The following is a 17490-nucleotide window of genomic DNA, read 5'->3' as shown; positions in this document are numbered from 1 at the left end:
CCCGCAACCGAGGATGTACTATAAATCGCTCCAGCTTGAGCGTCGGCGCATGCGGAGTTTTGGCAGAAGCAGGCCAAGCAAGATTCCGCCTATCAAGACTGCCGCACCGGCTATAAACCAGTCCCTGTTTTTCTTGGCCTTTAGTTCCTGGATTTCCGAGGTCTGCGCCTGCAAGCGATGATTCATGCTCTGTAAGGAAGTCTGTAGTTCCTGGTTCTGGTTGCTAAGCTCAATTGCATTCGCCGAAACACGGCGTATGTTCGCCAGCTCGGCGTCTTTGTCCTGGTTGCCTTTTGCCAGGCGGTCGCGCTCCTGGCGGAACTCATCCCGGTTCGCTGTTGCCTGACCAAGCCGTGCCTCGAGTTCCTGGTTTCGTTGCCGCAAGTTGCTCATCTGCCGGCGCATGCCGGCAAGCTGGTCGCGCGCCGCGGGCTCATCCATCAGGAAACGGCTCAATACGTAACCCTCTGTACCTGCAGCCGTGATGATCCTGCTGTAACCGGTTTCCGGGTCCGTTTCCAGAACTTCCACAGTCGTTCCACTCCGCAGCATTCTCAAAATCGTGTTCTGCGTCGACGACCCGCTGCGCAAGGTCACTTCGAACTGGTCGGTGACATAGGCATTCTCGGCGACTACGACCGATGAAACCAGGGTAATAAGAAAAAGCAGAGGATAGACTTTCATGTTGCTTTCCAGGTGCGGGGCTGTGGATGATAACCCGAAACGGACGGCCAACTATCCATTTTCTCGGGCCAATCGCAAGGTGTCGCAAGCCAGCGACACTCGGCCAAAACCACGTCAATCTTTTCGCAACCCGGAAATCGCATCTTCCCAGTGCGCTCCGTCAAATGCCCGGCGGGATACCGCATCGACCTGACCCGGATCGAGACACCGCAGGTTGACACTAAAGCCATCAGGATGAGACCTCGGGACATAAAAAGACTTGATGCCGCACACGCGGCAGAATAAATGGTGGGCGGTCCCGGTGTTAAAGCGGTATTCGGAGAGCGCCTCTTTCCCCCTGAGCAAGGTGAAATCCTCGGCCGGGACGATCAGGTGTTGATAACCGGTCATCGCGCACATCGAGCAATTGCAATCGAGGACTTCGATTTCAGACGGCGCCCTGACCGTAAAGCGGATGGCGCCACAATGGCAGCCACCGCGATATTCAATCTGTTCGGAAGCATCCATCAAGAACGGCCCCAGTTCGCGCTCACTTCTCCAGCGGTACTTCCCATACCACCATCGCAAGCTGCTTGTTGCCCGGCCTGACCGCCAGCCTGGTAATGGGTCCAGGCAACACATCGCTATAGTCACGGACCATAACCCAGCCATCATCGGCGAGCCGGTAAACAATCCTGTCATCGGCCATCAACAGGAACGGATCCTCGGTCCAGACGAAATCGGCGAACTGACTCCCCTGCAGAGTTTTTGCCAGTGGCGAGAACTCCATGCTATCGAGATCCAGCAGGCTGACTTCAGCTTCCCGCGCTTCATTCTCTCGGATCACAGTCAGTGAATTACTGCCGGGTTTCAGTTGCAGTGCGCGCGAAAATTTCGGCATTTCAACAACCCGCCTGGTCTCGCCGTAATTGACGTAACCGATCTGCAGCATCATCGCCCAGGGCTCTTTTCCCTCGCCCGATACCGGCACCCCCGCCAGCATGGCAATCCGGTTGGCGTCTATCCAGTTGTAATAATTCACCGCCACGGTATCGGGAAGAATGACCTCGGTGTTATCGCCCTGATCGTCAACGAACCATAACCGGCTTGTGCCATCGCTCTCCAGGCGCACTACCGAAAAACCGCGGCCGGTTGGCATGGGTATAGGCGAAAATTCCGATTCTTCGGTGTCGGTCATTTTTCTTTGCTCGCCACTGGCAAGATCATGCAGAAAAATGTCGGTGCGCATTTCCATGTCTTCAGCGACGACACCGACGCTAAACAGCAGACCACTGCCATCGAGCAGATACATTGGCTGGTTGTCATAACCGCGTCTTGGCGTAATGTTGATCGGCTCACCAAGGCTGAGCGAATCGGCGCTGGCCTGCATATCGACCAGCCAGATATCCGTGCGGTATTCCCGTGTGGCTTTCTCCTGGTACTCCTTTTCATGTTCCGTTTTTGAACAAGCCAGAGCCGTTACCACGAACATGGCAAGCAATAGCAAGATTGATTTTTTCGCGGCCATTGTCATAGCGCAATATTTAATTCTCTAAGTTCAGCAGGCCTTCGGTAATTTGCCAGCCCAAGATAAAATGCGCGATCGCAGCGCACATCGCATGAGCCCCCATCGTCCTTCGGCTCAAAACCCACCTTCAGATACAAGCCGATCGCCGCAGCAAAGGTGTTGTTCGTTTCCAGGTGTATTTCATCAAAACCGAGCCTGCCGGCGCGGCCTATCAAAAAATCCAGCAGTGATTCACCCCATCCGCGGCCTCTCACTTCAGCCAAGAAATACATTTTCCGCAGTTCGCACTGCCGGTCATTGATTCGCATCAAGCCAGCCGTACCCGCTATTTCGCCTTTCTCGTCCTGCAAAATGACGAATAACCCGCCCGCAGCAATGTAATTTCCTTCAATATCCGACAGGTCCGAGTCCATGCCGTCAGGGTCTATCTCCATACCCAGCTCATTCAGCACCGTTTTAACCAGTGCCAAAATCCTCTTGGAATCCTTATTTTCCGCGGCCCGGATGGTCAACATGCGCAAACAGCCTTACTATATATAGCGTCGCCATACACGGCGGCAACAATACGACACGGAGCCGGTATTTGTAATATTTCCTGCGTTTACCGGTATGCACGGCAGGGTGAAGCGAAGCATCGGTGCAACCACTGGACCTGGCGCGCAGGTATCATTTGGTTTGGGAGTGGAGTGAAAGTATGGGGGCCAGGTGTTTATAACCAGAGCAGCAATAGCCAACCCGGTTGCCGTGGTATCCGCCATGCTGCTGGTTATTTTGTTTGGAGTAATCGCGCTTACCCGGCTGCCGATTCAACTGATTCCCAATGTTGAACAACCATTAATCCAGATCAGCACGAGCTGGCGCGCCGCCGCGCCGGAGGAAGTCGAGGCCGAGATTCTCGAACCGCAGGAAGATGCGCTCCGTGGCGTCCCCGGTCTCAAAAAAATGGAATCGTCGGCGTCCCGCGGACGTTCATCGATCAACCTGACATTTGCCGTAGACATCGATTTGCAGCGCGCCTTGATCGAGGTCATGAACCGGCTCAACCGCGTGCCGAATTACCCCGCAGATGCCAACGAACCGGTGATCTACGTCGGCCAGAGTCAGTTCGGCGCGGCCATCGCCTGGTTCTCGTTACGCCCTCAGGATGACATGAATCGCGATATGTCCGCGTACCAGGATTTTGTCGAGGACGTAATTCAGACACGACTTGAAAGAGTCAAAGGAATTTCCAAGACCGATGCCTATGGCGGCCGTGCCCGTGAAGTCCGGATAACTTTCGACCCCTACCTGGCCGCCGCCTACGGAATTGACATTCCAACGCTGGCGAGAATCGCATCGAACAACATCGATACCAGCGGCGGCTTTAGCGATATCGGCAGGCGGCAATACACGGTGCGTTACACCGGGAAATACCAGCTACACGAGTTCGGCGACATGGTTTTGAGCTGGCGGGATGGAAATCCCGTGCGCCTGCGCGATATCGCTGAAATCGAGATGACGCTGACCGACAAGACCGGCACGATGCGGCAAAACGGCGAACCGGCAATCGCTTTCAACGCGCAACCGGCGGAAAACGTCAATGTGCTGGAGGTGATGGCGGACCTGAAACAGGCGGTTGCGGAACTCAATGACGGTCCGGTCGGCAAAGCCGGTTTGAAAATCGTGCAAGTCTACGACGAAACCATCTACATCAAGCAATCGATTGCGATGCTGCGCAACAATCTGATCCTCGGCATCATGCTCAGTATCGGCGTCCTGTGGTGGTTTATGCGCCGCCTGCGCGTGACCATGATCGTCGCCGTCGCGATCCCGGTTTCGCTGTTTGCTTCCTTTGCGCTGCTCGATGCCGGCGGCAGGACCCTGAATATCATTTCCCTGGCTGGCCTGGCGTTCGCCATCGGCATGGTGCTCGATGCCGCCATTATCGTCATGGAAAATATCGTCCGGCTGCGCGAAAGTGGCAGAACCAGCGAAGAAGCGTCGATAGTCGGTACCACACAGGTCTGGGGCGCGCTGCTGGCATCGACTGTTACCACGGTGGCGATTTTCCTGCCCGTTGTTTTCCTGCGCGACACGGCGGGCCAGTTGTTTTCCGATATGGCCTATGCCATTTCCATGGCGATCATCGTCTCCCTGGTGATCGCAGTCACCCTGATCCCCAAGGCGGCTAATTACTGGATGCGAAACGTGGAACTGAGCGATCCGCACAAGGCCTGGTGGGCCAAAGGATCGGCCCTGGTGATGGAGCTGACGGATACGCCGAAACGCCGCTATACCTGGATCATCGTGCTGGTCGGCGTCGCCGCCGGGCTTAGCTGGTGGCTCAAGCCCGCCGCCGATTACCTGCCGCAGGGGCGGCAAAACTGGATTTTCGCTTTCATCATGCCGCCGCCCGGCCAGAGCGTCGAAACCGCCGAAGTAGAATTTGTCGATGTCGTGTCGGCGCGCATGAAACCGTTTCTGAGCGGTGAGCGTCAGCCCCAGATCGAAAACTATTTCATGGGTATATTCGGGCGGCGCGGTTTCATGGGCGTGCGCGCAAAGGATCCGAACGATGTTGACGAGCTGCTGACCATTCTGAACGAGGAAATCCTGTCCGGTTTTCCCGATACCCTGGCATTTGCATCGCGGCCATCGATATTCAGGCGCCTCGGCGGCGGCCGTGAAATAGACGTCAATATCCAAAGTCGCGATATGGATGCGATGCTCGATGCGGCGCTGGCCGGCATGGGCGCTATCACCAAGGCCCTGCCAGGCTCACAGGTGCGGCCTATCCCGGGCGTCGAATTGGCCGAACCCGAGCTCAGGCTGATACCGGACGAGCGGCGCATTGCCGAATCCGGCTGGAGCCGGAACACCATGGCTTCGGTTATTCGTGCGCTGGGCGACGGCCTGTACGTTGGCGATTACTTTGACGGGGACAGGCGGCGTGACATTATTCTGCGCGCCAAGCCATGGGCCAGCCCGGAAGAGCTGGCCGCCATACCATTGTCCACGCCCGCCGCAGGCATTCAGCAAGTCGGCGAACTGGTACGCATGGAGAGAACGGCCGGACCCAACCAGATCAGGCGAGTCGACCGCCGGCGCACCATTACCTTGCGGGTAACGCCGCCGGATATCTCCCTCGCAGACGCCATCGCAATCATTAAACGAGAGGCAGAACCCGCGATCCTCGCGCAGTTGCCGAACGATGGCGAAATTTACTATTACGGCAGCGCCGACAACCTCAAAGTCGCGCTGGCAAACCTGGCCAGCAGTTTCGCGTTGGCGGTCGCGATTCTTTACCTGTTGATGAGCGCCTTGTTCCGCTCGTTCAAAGACAGCCTGCTTGCTTTGCTCGCGATCCCGCTGGCCACAGTCGGTGGCATCCTGGCCTTGCGGATAGCCAATCTTTTCTCGTTCCAGCCCATGGATCTGCTGACCATGATCGGCTTTATTATCTTGCTCGGCCTGGTGGTCAACAATTCCATTCTGCTGGTTTATCAGACGCGCGCCTCGGAACGCATTGGCATGGACAGACGCTCGGCCGTGGAAAAAGCCGTGCGCATCAGGCTGCGCCCGATCCTGATGAGCACGATCACGACCTTGTTCGGCATGCTGCCGATGGCGCTGATACCTGGCCCGGGCACGGAAATCTACCGCGGCATGGCTGCGGTCATCGTTGGCGGGATGGCGGTAAGCACCGTGTTCACACTGATATTGCTGCCCAGTCTGTTGCGAGTGGGCGAGGAAAAGACCATGCTGGGAACCGAGCCCGGATCCGGCCTGCAAGGGCAATACGCCCAGAAACATATTGATATATAATTCAATTGGTTAATGTTGATATTTCAAGAACAATCTAATTCTTTTTCATCGTGCTGGCGACCGCTCGCAGGCATGGCGCTGATGCTCATTGCCGGTATCGGGAACGCCCAGCAAGGTCCGGCGCCGGTGGTCGTGGTTCGTGCGCAACAGGTGATGCTGGCGCCGACAATCGATGTGCCCGGCACCGTGATCAGCCGCAACGATTCGAAAATTGCAGCGGAAGTGACCGGGCGCATTACCTGGATCGCGGAGGTCGGGACCGTCGTTGCCGAAGGGGATCCCGTCGCACGTCTGGACGATACCCGTTTTCGTCTGCAACAAAGCGAGTTCGCCGGTCAGGTCGATCGCCAGCGCGCGCGTCTGACCTACCTGGAGCCGGAAGTCGAAAGGCTAAAAAAACTCCGTGCGGAAAACAACGCCGCCGTCAGCCGCCTGGACCAGACCAAATCCGATCTGCAGGTGGCACGCGCCGACACCCGGGTCGCGAAAGCACGGCTCGCGCTGGTCAGCGATCAACTGGCGAAAACCACGATTCGCGCACCATTTGCCGGTACCGTGACGGAACGCATGAGCAATATTGGTGAAATGGTAAACACCGGTAGCGAAGTGGTCCGGCTGGTGGATCCGTCAGCCATCGAAATCGTCGCGCGCGCGCCCTTGCGATCGGCGGCCTTTCTCAAAAAAGGCGCCGTTGTACAGGTTTCGAGCGCGCAACGCAGCGAGGAAAGCACGGTACGAACCATCGTGCCCTTTGGCAACCCCAGTTCCCACATGTTCGAAATGCGGCTCAATGTCGACCCGGCCAACTGGGTGGTCGGTGAAAGCGTGCGGATCGCGGTACCCACGGCCGAGGCGAGGAAAGTGCTGGCCGTGCCCAGGGATGCGCTGGTCCTGCGGCGCAATGGCGCCAGCGTGTTTCGGGTCGGCAAGGATCAACTCGTCGAACGGGTTTCGATCCTGGCCGGCAGCGGCGATGGCGACCTGATCGAAGTATCCGGCGATCTCAAGGCCGGTGACACCATCGTCGTGCGGGGCGCGGAAAGGCTGCGGCCAGGTCAGCGGGTCATGGTCTTGAATACCGATGCGGAAACGGGCAACACGGCTTCGACCGCCAACTGATTAGCTGTTTGTTCAAGGGGCACAATCGTTGCCTACAAATTAGTGACACGGCAGACGATCGAGATTACTCCCGGTAAAGCCCAGCGCGGCGCCCTTTCAACCTGCGAAGAGAAACCTGGACCACGCCAGGACGCGACCAATACAATGTCATAGAACAGCGGAACCTTTTGCGCCCGATTAGAAAAGCGTACGTTGCGGTTCTCAAGCGCCCCGGACTCTGAATTCGACGACTAACTACGATACTATTAATTATCAACAGGGGGAGCTTGTTATAGCCAGTATCTCGAAATTCGTCAACGAGCTACACCGGCGCAACGTGTTTCGCAGCGCCGCTGCCTATATCGTCATTGCATGGCTCCTGATCCAGGTCGCCGATATTCTCCTCGACACCTTCGCCGCACCTGCATGGGCGATGCGTGCCATCGTAGTTGCGCTGGCTGTTGGATTTCCGGTCGCACTGATTCTTGCCTGGGTCTACGACCTTACGACGCAGGGCGTAACGCGTACAGAGGTGGTTTCCGAGGGCGATTCAATCTTGAAGCACACCGGTCGTCAGATCGACTTCGCGATCATCGGCGTGCTGATAGTGGCCGTTGGATTATTCGCGGCGGACAGATTCCGGTGGATCGATTTTGGCGCAGTGCCCTCAATCGATCTTCGTTCGATTGCTGTTTTACCATTCGACAACCTAAGTGGGGACCCGGGGCAGGAGTATTTCGGCGACGGAATGACGGAGACATTGATTACAGAGCTCTCCAAGATTGCCGCACTTCGGGTGATCTCCCGTCAATCAGTCATGCAATTCAAAGGCACGAAAATGTCCTTGCCGGAAATCGCCCGGAAGTTGAACGTGGACGCGGTAGTTGAAGGCTCGGCGCTACTCATCGGAGACCAGGTCAGGATCACGGTGCAATTGATCGAGGCCGCAACCGACGTACACCTTTGGGCCGAAAGCTACGACCGCGACCTTAGCGATGTGCTGGCAATACACAGCGAGGTCGCTCGCTCCATCGCCCGCGAAATCCAAATTGCGGTGACTCCGGAAGAAGAGGCCCGTCTGGCTGATGTTCGAGAGGTCAATCCCGAAGCCTACCGGCTCTATCTCCTGGGGCAGTACCACTTGAACAAGTGGGGACCAGAGGACCTGGAAAAAGCCATCCGCTATTTTCAGCAGGCTATCGAACTCGACCCACAGTACGCGCAACCCCATTTGGGCTTGGCCGCATATTATGGCGCACTTGGTTTTTGGGGTTATATGCCCCCGCGGTTTTCCTTTGAAAAGCAGCGGGCCGCAGCGGCGCGAGCACTGGAAATCGATAGCAACCTGGCTAGCGCCCATGCGGAATACGCACAAGTCTATTTCTATTTCGATTGGGATTGGCAGAAAGCCGAGGAAGAATTCCAACAGGCCATTTCACTGAATTCGAATTATGCCTATAACTATCAATTTTACGCTTGGTTCCTGGCGGCCATGGGCCGCACGGAGGAAGCTCACACGAGCATAAGACGTGCGCTCAAACTCGACCCGCTTGCGATTCTGGCATACATGACTGCGGCCGACATATTCTGGCTTTCAAACCAATATGACCAGGCCATTACTCAACTGCATGAGACGCTCGATCTAAGCCCCAACGAGCCTCAAGCACTTTCACGACTCGGTAGGAATTATGTACAAAAGGGCATGTTCACAGAAGCAATCGGTGAAATGGAACGAGCGGTGACGCTTTCCCCTGGCTTCATTGAACATTACTGGATGCTGGGACACGCGTATGCGGTGGCCGGAAAAACTGCGGAAGCGCGGAAAATTCTCGATGACTTACATGGTCTAGCCAAAAAACGCTATGTCCTACCGTTCGCCTTTGCGGTCATCCACATCGGCTTGGGTGAAAATGACGAAGCATTAGAGTGGCTAGAAAGGGCTTACCAAGACCGCAATGCGTGGATGGTGTTTCTACAGGTAGCGCCCTGGTTCGACCCGCTGCGCTCCGACCCTCGCTTCCAGGACCTGCTGCGGCGCATGAACTACCCGGAGAGCGAGCTCGTCGTTACAGTGCCCGCTAACACCTGCAATCACTCTATCAACCAAGTCATTTTCCAAAGTTGTAACGAACACTGACTCCGTAGCGTCTCGGCTGGTTAGCCCCAATGGAGTTGAAACCCGAAAATTGAAACGGGATTCCGAACACCATTCGCTCCTCTTCGAACAGGTTTTGACCCCAAATGCCGAATTCGTATGTCCCATCTCCCAAGGTATAAGTCAGGCTTGCATCGACCAACCAATATCCATCTTCTGATAGAAATGGTTGGTTGAACGTTTCCAAAAATATGCCGGACTGATATTGGAAATTGGCGCGCAATGCGATGTTTCCTTTATCGAGATTCCATTCGTATTTCACCGCGCCGGTAAAATTGACATCCGGCGTGTTTGCCAGCTTATTGCCATTCGCATCGGCCGGACCAGGAATGCCCGGTACCGGTGGCTGCGTGGGGTCAACTTGAAAGTCTTTCAGTTCATGATCCAGCCACCCAACATTTGCGGACAACGCCAACGCATCTGTCGGCAGATATACGATTTCCGCTTCCACCCCCAGGATATCCGCGTTTCCAGCATTGCTTAACACCTGAATTGATGCACCTGCCGCGGACGTAAAAAAGGCAAACAACTGTATATCCTGGTAATCGTAATAAAACGCAGCACCGTTGAAGCTCAACCTATTGTCCAGGCTGGTTGATTTGAAACCGATTTCGTAAGCAAGAATCGATTCATCGCCAAAAGGCAAGAGCTGGTCAGGTCCTCCGAATGAGAAAGCGCCGGAGAATCCGCCCGTCTTGAATCCTTTGCTGACGAGTCCGTACAGCAAAACGTCCTCCGAGACTTTTTTGTCGAGACCGATTTTCCAGGAAAAGCTGTTGAATGATGCATTGTCGACTGGACTCAGCACTGGTCCCGCGAATGCACCGCCGGATATAAGCAGGAAAAAATCCTGAGCATTAAGTTCAAGATTGAAATCTTTGTCTTCATATGAATAGCGACCGCCCAAAGTCAGATTCCAGGTGTCACCCAGCAGATATTCAGTGTGAAGGAAAAGAGCAGTGATATTCGTTGTTTGCTGCAGATCCTGCCGAAAATCTCCAGCCACACAAAAAATAGGAAACACGGCTCCAGGATTGTCATCCAGACAAACGTCCTGGTTAGTGGACTCGATCCTATCGTGCGAATAATACAGGCCGGTTACCCAGTGCGATCGGTCGCCGTTGTAATTCAGTCTGAACTCTTGAGTAAATTGTTTGACTGAATCTGTAAAACTCGTGTGAAGGATTGGTAGCGGTGATGAATCCAGATCGCCGTCAGCATACCGATCATAAGACTCGAACGCGGATATAGAGACAAAATCGTAGTTATCATTGATACCCCAGTCGACCGTAACCGAAGCGCCAATGAAATCGTCTTCCTGAACAGGCTCAAAGTCGAATGCACCCGCATACAGGTCGTTGTCAGCATCGAAATACCCAAAAGGGTCAACACACTGCCCTGGCGTAGCTCTGAAATCGAAGCTCTCGCCGGCCACCAATGGCCCGCACTGGGGCAACAAAATCGGCGGTAGCGGGGCTAACCCGGCGGGATCCAGGAGCCCCTGTTGATGGTAGACACCCGCATCGGAACGATCCACTCCACCGTGAACATTGAATAAGACGCTCGTTTGGTCGGTCGGCGTCCATTCCAGCAATACTCTCGCCACACCTTTATTGCGAGCCTGCAAATCATTGCCGGTCACTCTATTTTTGACATAACCGTCGCCAAATTCATACGAGAATGCTACCCGTCCTGTGAGATTTTCGGATATTGCGTTCCCATATGCCGCTTCCACCCTTCCCTCCTGGTAAGTCCCAAAGTCAACTTTCAAATAACCATTCGGTGTATCTGTTGGCTTGGCAGCAATGAAATTTATGGCTCCGCCAGTCGTGTTTCTACCGTAAAGGGTTCCCTGCGGCCCTTTCAGCACCTCGACTCGTTCGAGATCAAATAGCTGGAAACCGTGCATTGCGGGCGACGTTTGAAAAACACCATCAACATAAATTCCGACAGTACTCGTGTTGTTCGAACTGAAGTCGTTCAGGCCCACACCTCTCATGTAATAGAGCGGTAGAGACGTTCCAAATTGATTGACAACTGTCAGGTTAGATGTATTTGCGGCGATATCCTGGCTAACAAGGATTCTGTTGTCTTTGATGTCCTGTGCGGAAAAGACATGCACAGTGATGCCCACGTCGTTCAAGTTTTGTTCTCTTTTTTGCGCCGTAACGACGATCTCTTCGATGACCAATTCATCATCACTGTCCGAGGACAGTGTGGCTTCCTGGGGTTGCGCGGTAGCAAATGGCAAGACGCCGAAGAACATGCTTAGTGCGTACACAACCACTAGGTTCCAGCATTTGATTGTTCTGGACATGGGTAGCCTCCCTACCTTACCGCATTAAAAAAAGTCTCTTCATAACGATTTGAGAAGCCCTATTAAGCAAAGCATAGTTTAAGATTGGTCAAATCGCCTGAAAATCAGGTCAATTAGCCTTAGTCACGCGGAAGGGAATATCGGCTTTGGGTAGTAAAGCGGCTTTTCTAAACCATTAGTGACTCTTGGCCTTCTAATTTCCGCTTACGCCAAGAACTGACTTGCGTCAAAAATCTTGCTACCAGGGCAAACGATCCAGATCGAGATTGCCCCCGGTAAAAACCACGGCGGCACGACGCCCTTGCAATTCGATTCGCCCTTCGAGCAACGCCGCCACCGGCACCGCCGCCGATGGTTCGATGAGCTGCTTCATGCGCTCCCATACCAATCTCGTCGCCTCGATAATCGCATCCTCGGACACCGTTACGATGTCATCGACCAGCTCGGCGATGATTGGAAAGGTCTTGTCACCCAGTGAGGCACGCAGGCCATCGGCGATCGTATCCGGAGAATCGATTATCACTAGCTCGCCACTATCGAGCGCTTGCCTCGCATCATCCGCCCGTGCAGGCTCGATGCCAATAACCTGAACCTGCGGCCGCAGTTCCTTGATTGCCAACAGACTGCCACTCAACAGGCCGCCACCACCCACCGGCACCATCAGCAAATCGATATCTTCTTGTTGTTCCATGATCTCGAGCGCGACTGTTCCCTGACCGGCAATGACCCGGTAGTCGTTATAGGGATGGATGACATGAACGCCCTTTTCGTCGACCAGCCTTTGCAAAGCAGCTTCACGATTGCCAAGTCCCGGCTTGCAACTGACGATTTTTCCCCCATAGCTTTCGACGGCGCATTTTTTGACGGCCGGTGCGTCTTCGGGCATGACCACCCAGGCCCGAGCGTTTTTGGTGCTCGCAGCAAGCGCCACCGCCGCACCGTGGTTGCCCGAGGAGTGTGTCGCCACACCCTTGCCGAGTTCTTTATCGCTCAGCGAAAACACGGCGTTGGCCGCACCCCTGGCCTTGAACGCGCCGACGCGCTGCAAGTGTTCGCATTTGAAATGCAGCTCGCCATCGAACATCCGGTCGAGGCTGCGCGAGCGCATCAACGGCGTCCGGTGTACCAGGCCTGAAATGCGTTCGGCGGCCTGTCTGATCGCTGCCAGATCCGGTCTGGTTCCTTTATCGGGCATCTGTCGTCTCGACTTTGTCGAACACCAGCAGCAGGTTGTTTGCCGGCATCCGATGGCGCCTGGCCAAAGCGAGCCCCGCTTCGCCGGCGATCCTTGCCATCTCGGCAAGATCCCGCAAACCCATCGACGGGTCGCGTTGCTTGAGCCACGCATCGAATTTCCGGTTGCTGGCGCTGCTGAACTCGCCGTTCTCGTTGAACGGGCCGTACAGGCAGAACCTGCCGCGATCCAGCGAAGAAAATTGCCTGCCCACGCCGGCCACCATTGCGCAGACCCTGTCCCAGTGCATGATGTGCGCCGTGTTCGCGCTGAACACGGCATCGGCGCCCGTGTCCGGCCAGCGTTCGCTCGACACATCGAGTTCGAGCGGCGTCGGCAGGGTGATTTCCTCGACGTCTTCGATCCAGCACCGGATGTCCGCATGATTCTCGGCCAGATCGCTGGTCTGCCAGACCAGTTGGCGCAACCGCGGCGCAAAGAAAGCGGCATGCTGACCGGTGCCGCTGCCGATTTCCAGCACTTTGGTGATATCGGAAAATTCCGCAACCAGCACATCGAGTATCGGCTGCCGGTTGCGTTCACACGAATCCGAGTAGGGTTTCATTCAATCCGTGGCCAGCGCATGAAAATCACTGGCGATGAAATGCTGCCGATAATGTTTGAGTTCGTTGATCGAATCGTAAATGTCGGCCAGCGCCAGGTGGCTGGCTTCTTTTTCCACGCTCTCGAGGATTTTCGGCGCCCAGCGCAACACCAGCTCTTTCAGGCTGCTGACATCCAGATTGCGGTAATGAAAGAATTTTTCGAGTTCCGGCATGTTGCGCGCGAGAAACCGCCGGTCCTGGCAGATGCTGTTGCCGCACATCGGCGACTTGCCCGCCAACGCGTGTAGTTGCAGGAACGCGATGGTCTCCTGCTCGGCCTTCGCTTCGCTGACCATGCTTTCGCGCACCCGCTGGGTCAGACCGGACTTGCCGTGCTGGCGGGTGTTCCAGTCATCCATGCCATCCATCCGCTGGTCATCCTGGTGAATGGCGAACACCGGTCCTTCCGCAATCACGTTCAATTCCTTGTCGGTAACCACGGTCGCAATTTCGATGATCCGGTCCGAGTCTGTCATCAACCCGGTCATCTCCAGGTCTATCCAGATTAGATTCAGTGGGTCGACAGCCATATTTTTGCCTTTGTTCCATAGCTTGCGGCTAATTCTAGCAAAGGCTAAGCTGTGCCGCGCTGATCAAAGGGGCTGACACAAAAATGCACTGGTTTACCGGCTTGTTCCTGTTTTTCCTTGCACTGGTGACGATTCTCCGGCTGTATCTCGCGCAACGGCAGATCGACAGCGTCCGCGAACACCGGGACGAGGTGCCGAAACCTTTTGCCGAAAACATTAGGCTTGAAGACCACCAGAAAGCTGCGGATTATTCAGCGGCCCGGGTGCGCCTGGGGATGCTGGATACCGTCGTCGATACGCTGGTGCTGCTGGGGTGGACCCTCGCCGGCGGTCTGAGCCTGGTGCTGGGTTTCTGGGGCGGTCTCGGCCTGAACGCGGTGGTTTCGGGCACGGCTGCCAGCGTCAGCGTCTTTTTTATCGTCAGCCTGCTGGGCCTGCCGTTGTCCGCCTATTCGACCTTTGTCATAGAGGCCCGGTTTGGCTTTAACCGCACCACGCCTGGCACCTTCCTTGGCGACCTGGTCAAGGGCTGGCTGCTGATGCTGCTGCTGGGCGGCCCGCTGATCGCGGCCATATTATGGCTGATGGAACAGGCGGGTTCGCAGTGGTGGCTGTATGCGTGGGTCGTCTGGACTTCTTTCACGCTGCTGCTGACCTGGGCCTACCCGACCTTTATCGCGCCGATTTTCAATAAGTTCACGCCACTGGCGGACGAACAGCTCAAACAACGCATCGAACAACTGATGATCCGCTGCGGGTTTCGCAGCAAGGGCATATTCGTCATGGACGGCTCGCGTCGTTCCAGTCACGGCAATGCCTACTTCACCGGTCTGGGCAACAACAAACGCATCGTGTTCTTCGACACGCTGATCGATCGGCTCGAGCCAGCCGAGGTCGAGGCGGTGCTCGCCCATGAACTGGGGCATTTTCGCCTGAACCATGTCCGCAAACGCATGCTGCTCAGCCTGGTCATCGGTCTCGCTGGTCTCGCATTGCTTGGCTGGCTTACCTTGCAGCCATGGTTTTATTCGGCGCTGGGCGTTGCCCAGGCATCTGCTGCTGCAGCCTTGTTGCTGTTTATTTTCGTCTTGCCGGTCTTTACTTTCGTCTTTACACCGCTGGGCAGCTGGTTGTCCCGCCGTCACGAATTCGAGGCGGATGCCTATGCGGTGGCGCAAAGTGACGCCTCGCTGCTAGCCGTTGCGCTGGTCAAACTGTACCGCGATAACGCGACGACACTGACCCCCGACAGCCTGCATTCGCTTTTTTACGACTCCCACCCACCGGCCCCGGTGCGCGTGGCCCGGCTGCAAAATATGGCCGGCAATGCCTGACGCCGGCCGCCGCCTGCGAAAACCTCACCCCGAATCCAGGCCGGGCCGTGTGGTCGCAAGCTATGGCAGGCGAGTCCTGATCGAGGACGACCAGCGAAAGCGGCTGAATTGCCAACTCAAGGGGCGGCGGCTAAAAGCGGTTTGCGGGGACCACGTCGAGTGGTATCCCGACAGTCATAACGGCGTAGTGACCGCGATTGCTGCCCGCCGCAACGAACTGCGGCGTCCCGACAGCCGCGGCCGTGTCGAAATCCTGGCCGCCAATATCAGCCAACTGGTCGTGGTGATCGCGCCCACTCCGCCAGTCGACGAGTTTCTCGCCGACCGTTACCTGGCCGCGGCCCGACTGATGGGCGCCGACAGCCTGGTGGTTTGCAACAAGTCCGACCTGGGCGGCGTCGATCTGGCCGGCGAATACCGAACCATCGGTTACCCGGTCGTTTCGGTCAGTGCGAAAACGAGCGAGTCGATGGAATCGCTGGCAACGGCGTTAACCGGTCACACCAGCATCCTGGTCGGGCAGTCGGGGGTCGGCAAATCTGCGCTGAGCAATACGCTGATCCCGGGTCTTGCCGTCGCCACGCAAACGCTGTCCGAGGGCACCGGCGAAGGCAAGCACACGACCAGCACGGCGATCCTGCACCACTTGCCAGACGGCGGCGAAATCATCGACTCGCCCGGCGTGCGCGACTTTGCGCCGCCGCCAACGGAACTCAAGCGGGTCGAAATCGGATTCCCCGAGTTTGACCAGGCGATGCGGGAATGCCGCTTCAACGATTGTCTGCACCTGAAAGAACCCCAATGCGGCGTCAGGACTGCCGTGGACAGCGGCGAAATCAGCGCCAGGCGTTACCGCAGTTATCGTGAACTGCTGCACCTGATGCGGAGATTAATGGAAAACCCGGGCGGATAGGTGGGCTTCAGCCCGGCGGCCAGTTCATCACCCGACCACCGAGCAGGTGGAAATGGATGTGAAAGACCGTTTGTCCGCCATCGGCCCGGTGATTGACAACCAGCCGGTAACCGCGCTCAGCGATACCCTCTTTTCTTGCCACTTCCGTCGCCGCCACCACAATCTCGCCAATCAGGTCCTGGTCCGCTTCCTGCAGTTCGTCCAGCGTCGCGATGTGCTGCCGGGGGACAAGCAGCACATGCGTCGGCGCCTGCGGGTTGAGATCGCGAAACGCCAGCACATTGTCGGTCTCATGAACGATGTCCGGCTGAATTTCACCGCTGACCATTTTGCAAAAAATACAATCCTCTCTCATATCAATTCATCGCCTGGCGGCCGCTGATCGCGTGTGAAATTGTACTCGAATCCACATACTCCAACTCACCGCCCATCGGTACGCCGTGGGCGATGCGGCTGGCCTTGACCTGGTGTCGTCCCGCGAGTTCGGCGACAAAATGCGCGGTCGCCTCGCCCTCCACGGTGGGATTGGTGGCCAGCACGATTTCCTCGATCTCGCCCCCTGCGAGCAAGGCTTCCAGTTGTTTCAGGCCCAGTTCTTCGGGGCCGATGCCATCCAGCGGTGAAAGATGCCCCATCAGCACAAAATACAAACCGCTGTAGCCGGCGGATTGTTCGATCGCCGCGACATCCGCCGGCGTCTCCACGACACAGAGCAGGCTTTTATCCCGCTGATTCGATTCGCAAATCGAGCAAGTGGCCGCCTCGGTCAACATGCGGCAGCGTTGACAGTGGCCGATCTTGTCCATCGCCTCAACCAGCGCGGCGGCCAGCGCGCGACCGTTGTCGCGCTCGCGTTCCAGCAACAGGAATGCCATCCGCTGGGCGGTTCGCGGCCCGACGCCCGGCAGGCAACGCAGTGCATCCATCAGGCGAGCCAACAAGGGACTGTAGGTCATTGCGACACGGACCGGATCAGAACGGCAGGTCGATGCCGGGCGGCAAACTCATGCCACCGGCCAGCCCCGACATTTTTTCCTGCGTGGTTTTTTCGACTTTCCGGCAGGCATCGTTTACCGCGGCCGCGATCAGGTCTTCCAGCATGTCCTTGTCGTCATCCAGCAGACCGGGATCTATATCCACCCGCCTGACGTCGTGCTTGCAGCTCATCGTCACCTTGACCATGCCGCCGCCGGACTCGCCGGTCACCTCGAGCTGGCCAAGTTCGTCCTGTGCCTTTTCCAGGTTTTCCTGCATTTGCTGCGCCTGCCGCATGAGCTGTCCAAGCTGCGCTTTCATGTACTCACTCCAC

Annotated in this window: 16 protein-coding genes; 5 read left to right on the top strand and 11 right to left on the bottom strand. The window is 56.5% G+C overall.

The window, feature by feature from the left end; all coding sequences use genetic code 11:
- Positions 1 to 18: 18 nt before the first annotated feature.
- The 4 genes from IIA05_05805 to IIA05_05790 all read right to left on the bottom strand — a co-directional run bounded on the left by IIA05_05805 (position 19) and on the right by IIA05_05790 (position 2661).
- A complete protein-coding gene (locus IIA05_05805; protein ID MCH9026615.1) occupies positions 19 to 684 on the bottom strand; it encodes a TIGR04211 family SH3 domain-containing protein in 666 nt (221 codons plus the stop codon).
- Between the two features lie 114 nt (positions 685 to 798).
- Complete coding sequence (locus tag IIA05_05800) at positions 799 to 1191, bottom strand: GFA family protein (GenBank protein MCH9026614.1); 393 nt, start codon at positions 1189 to 1191, stop codon at positions 799 to 801.
- A gap of 22 nt (positions 1192 to 1213) precedes the next feature.
- Positions 1214 to 2197, bottom strand: coding sequence for a hypothetical protein (locus IIA05_05795; GenBank protein MCH9026613.1), 984 nt, complete (start codon positions 2195 to 2197; stop codon positions 1214 to 1216).
- Complete coding sequence (locus IIA05_05790; protein ID MCH9026612.1) at positions 2194 to 2661, bottom strand: GNAT family N-acetyltransferase; 468 nt, start codon at positions 2659 to 2661, stop codon at positions 2194 to 2196. Before IIA05_05790 ends, IIA05_05795 begins: the two co-directional genes overlap by 4 nt.
- 235 nt (positions 2662 to 2896) lie before the next feature.
- On the opposite strand from IIA05_05790, the gene IIA05_05785 reads away from it, so the two are divergent.
- The 3 genes from IIA05_05785 to IIA05_05775 all read left to right on the top strand — a co-directional run bounded on the left by IIA05_05785 (position 2897) and on the right by IIA05_05775 (position 9230).
- A complete protein-coding gene (locus IIA05_05785) occupies positions 2897 to 5995 on the top strand; it encodes an efflux RND transporter permease subunit (GenBank protein ID MCH9026611.1) in 3099 nt (1032 codons plus the stop codon).
- 72 nt (positions 5996 to 6067) lie between these two features.
- Positions 6068 to 7114 (top strand): efflux RND transporter periplasmic adaptor subunit, encoded by a 1047-nt coding sequence (locus IIA05_05780; GenBank protein MCH9026610.1) that lies wholly within the window; start codon positions 6068 to 6070, stop codon positions 7112 to 7114.
- A gap of 316 nt (positions 7115 to 7430) precedes the next feature.
- Positions 7431 to 9230 carry a tetratricopeptide repeat protein gene (locus tag IIA05_05775; GenBank protein ID MCH9026609.1) on the top strand — a complete coding sequence of 600 codons (1800 nt, stop codon included), beginning with the start codon at positions 7431 to 7433 and terminating at the stop codon, positions 9228 to 9230.
- On the opposite strand, the gene IIA05_05770 is transcribed toward IIA05_05775, so the two are convergent.
- The 4 genes from IIA05_05770 to orn form a co-directional block, all read right to left on the bottom strand.
- Positions 9202 to 11565: a TonB-dependent receptor gene (locus tag IIA05_05770; protein MCH9026608.1), complete on the bottom strand. Its 2364-nt coding sequence runs from the start codon at positions 11563 to 11565 to the stop codon at positions 9202 to 9204. The two genes, IIA05_05775 and IIA05_05770, sit on opposite strands and share 29 nt — an antisense overlap.
- Before the next feature lie 238 nt (positions 11566 to 11803).
- On the bottom strand, positions 11804 to 12760 hold the full coding sequence (locus IIA05_05765) for a pyridoxal-phosphate dependent enzyme (GenBank protein MCH9026607.1): 957 nt from the start codon (positions 12758 to 12760) through the stop codon (positions 11804 to 11806).
- The gene (locus IIA05_05760; GenBank protein ID MCH9026606.1) at positions 12750 to 13364 is read right to left on the bottom strand and encodes a DUF938 domain-containing protein; all 615 of its coding nucleotides are present in this window, start codon (positions 13362 to 13364) and stop codon (positions 12750 to 12752) included. Before IIA05_05760 ends, IIA05_05765 begins: the two co-directional genes overlap by 11 nt.
- The gene (gene orn / locus IIA05_05755; protein ID MCH9026605.1) at positions 13365 to 13934 is read right to left on the bottom strand and encodes an oligoribonuclease; all 570 of its coding nucleotides are present in this window, start codon (positions 13932 to 13934) and stop codon (positions 13365 to 13367) included.
- A gap of 83 nt (positions 13935 to 14017) precedes the next feature.
- Between orn and IIA05_05750 the strand changes: the two genes are divergently transcribed.
- Together IIA05_05750 and rsgA are read left to right on the top strand one after the other, a co-directional pair.
- The gene (locus tag IIA05_05750) at positions 14018 to 15268 is read left to right on the top strand and encodes a M48 family metallopeptidase (GenBank protein ID MCH9026604.1); all 1251 of its coding nucleotides are present in this window, start codon (positions 14018 to 14020) and stop codon (positions 15266 to 15268) included.
- Entirely contained in the window at positions 15261 to 16181 is a 921-nt protein-coding gene (rsgA, locus tag IIA05_05745) for a ribosome small subunit-dependent GTPase A (protein ID MCH9026603.1), read from the top strand. The genes IIA05_05750 and rsgA overlap by 8 nt, the downstream gene beginning before the upstream one ends.
- 7 nt (positions 16182 to 16188) lie before the next feature.
- On the opposite strand, the gene IIA05_05740 is transcribed toward rsgA, so the two are convergent.
- From IIA05_05740 to IIA05_05730, 3 genes are read right to left on the bottom strand one after another with little or no spacing between them, the layout of a single operon-like run.
- Positions 16189 to 16536 (bottom strand): histidine triad nucleotide-binding protein, encoded by a 348-nt coding sequence (locus IIA05_05740; protein ID MCH9026602.1) that lies wholly within the window; start codon positions 16534 to 16536, stop codon positions 16189 to 16191.
- Between the two features lies 1 nt (position 16537).
- Positions 16538 to 17137 (bottom strand): recombination protein RecR, encoded by a 600-nt coding sequence (gene recR / locus IIA05_05735; GenBank protein ID MCH9026601.1) that lies wholly within the window; start codon positions 17135 to 17137, stop codon positions 16538 to 16540.
- Between the two features lie 16 nt (positions 17138 to 17153).
- Positions 17154 to 17477 (bottom strand): YbaB/EbfC family nucleoid-associated protein, encoded by a 324-nt coding sequence (locus IIA05_05730; protein MCH9026600.1) that lies wholly within the window; start codon positions 17475 to 17477, stop codon positions 17154 to 17156.
- Between the last annotated feature and the right edge of the window lie 13 nt (positions 17478 to 17490).

This window comes from Pseudomonadota bacterium, from assembly GCA_022572885.1.
Taxonomy (GTDB): Bacteria; Pseudomonadota; Gammaproteobacteria; order Steroidobacterales; family MnTg04; genus MnTg04.
Note: the sequence above shows the minus strand (reverse complement) of the source record. Positions and strands in the feature narration are given on the sequence as shown.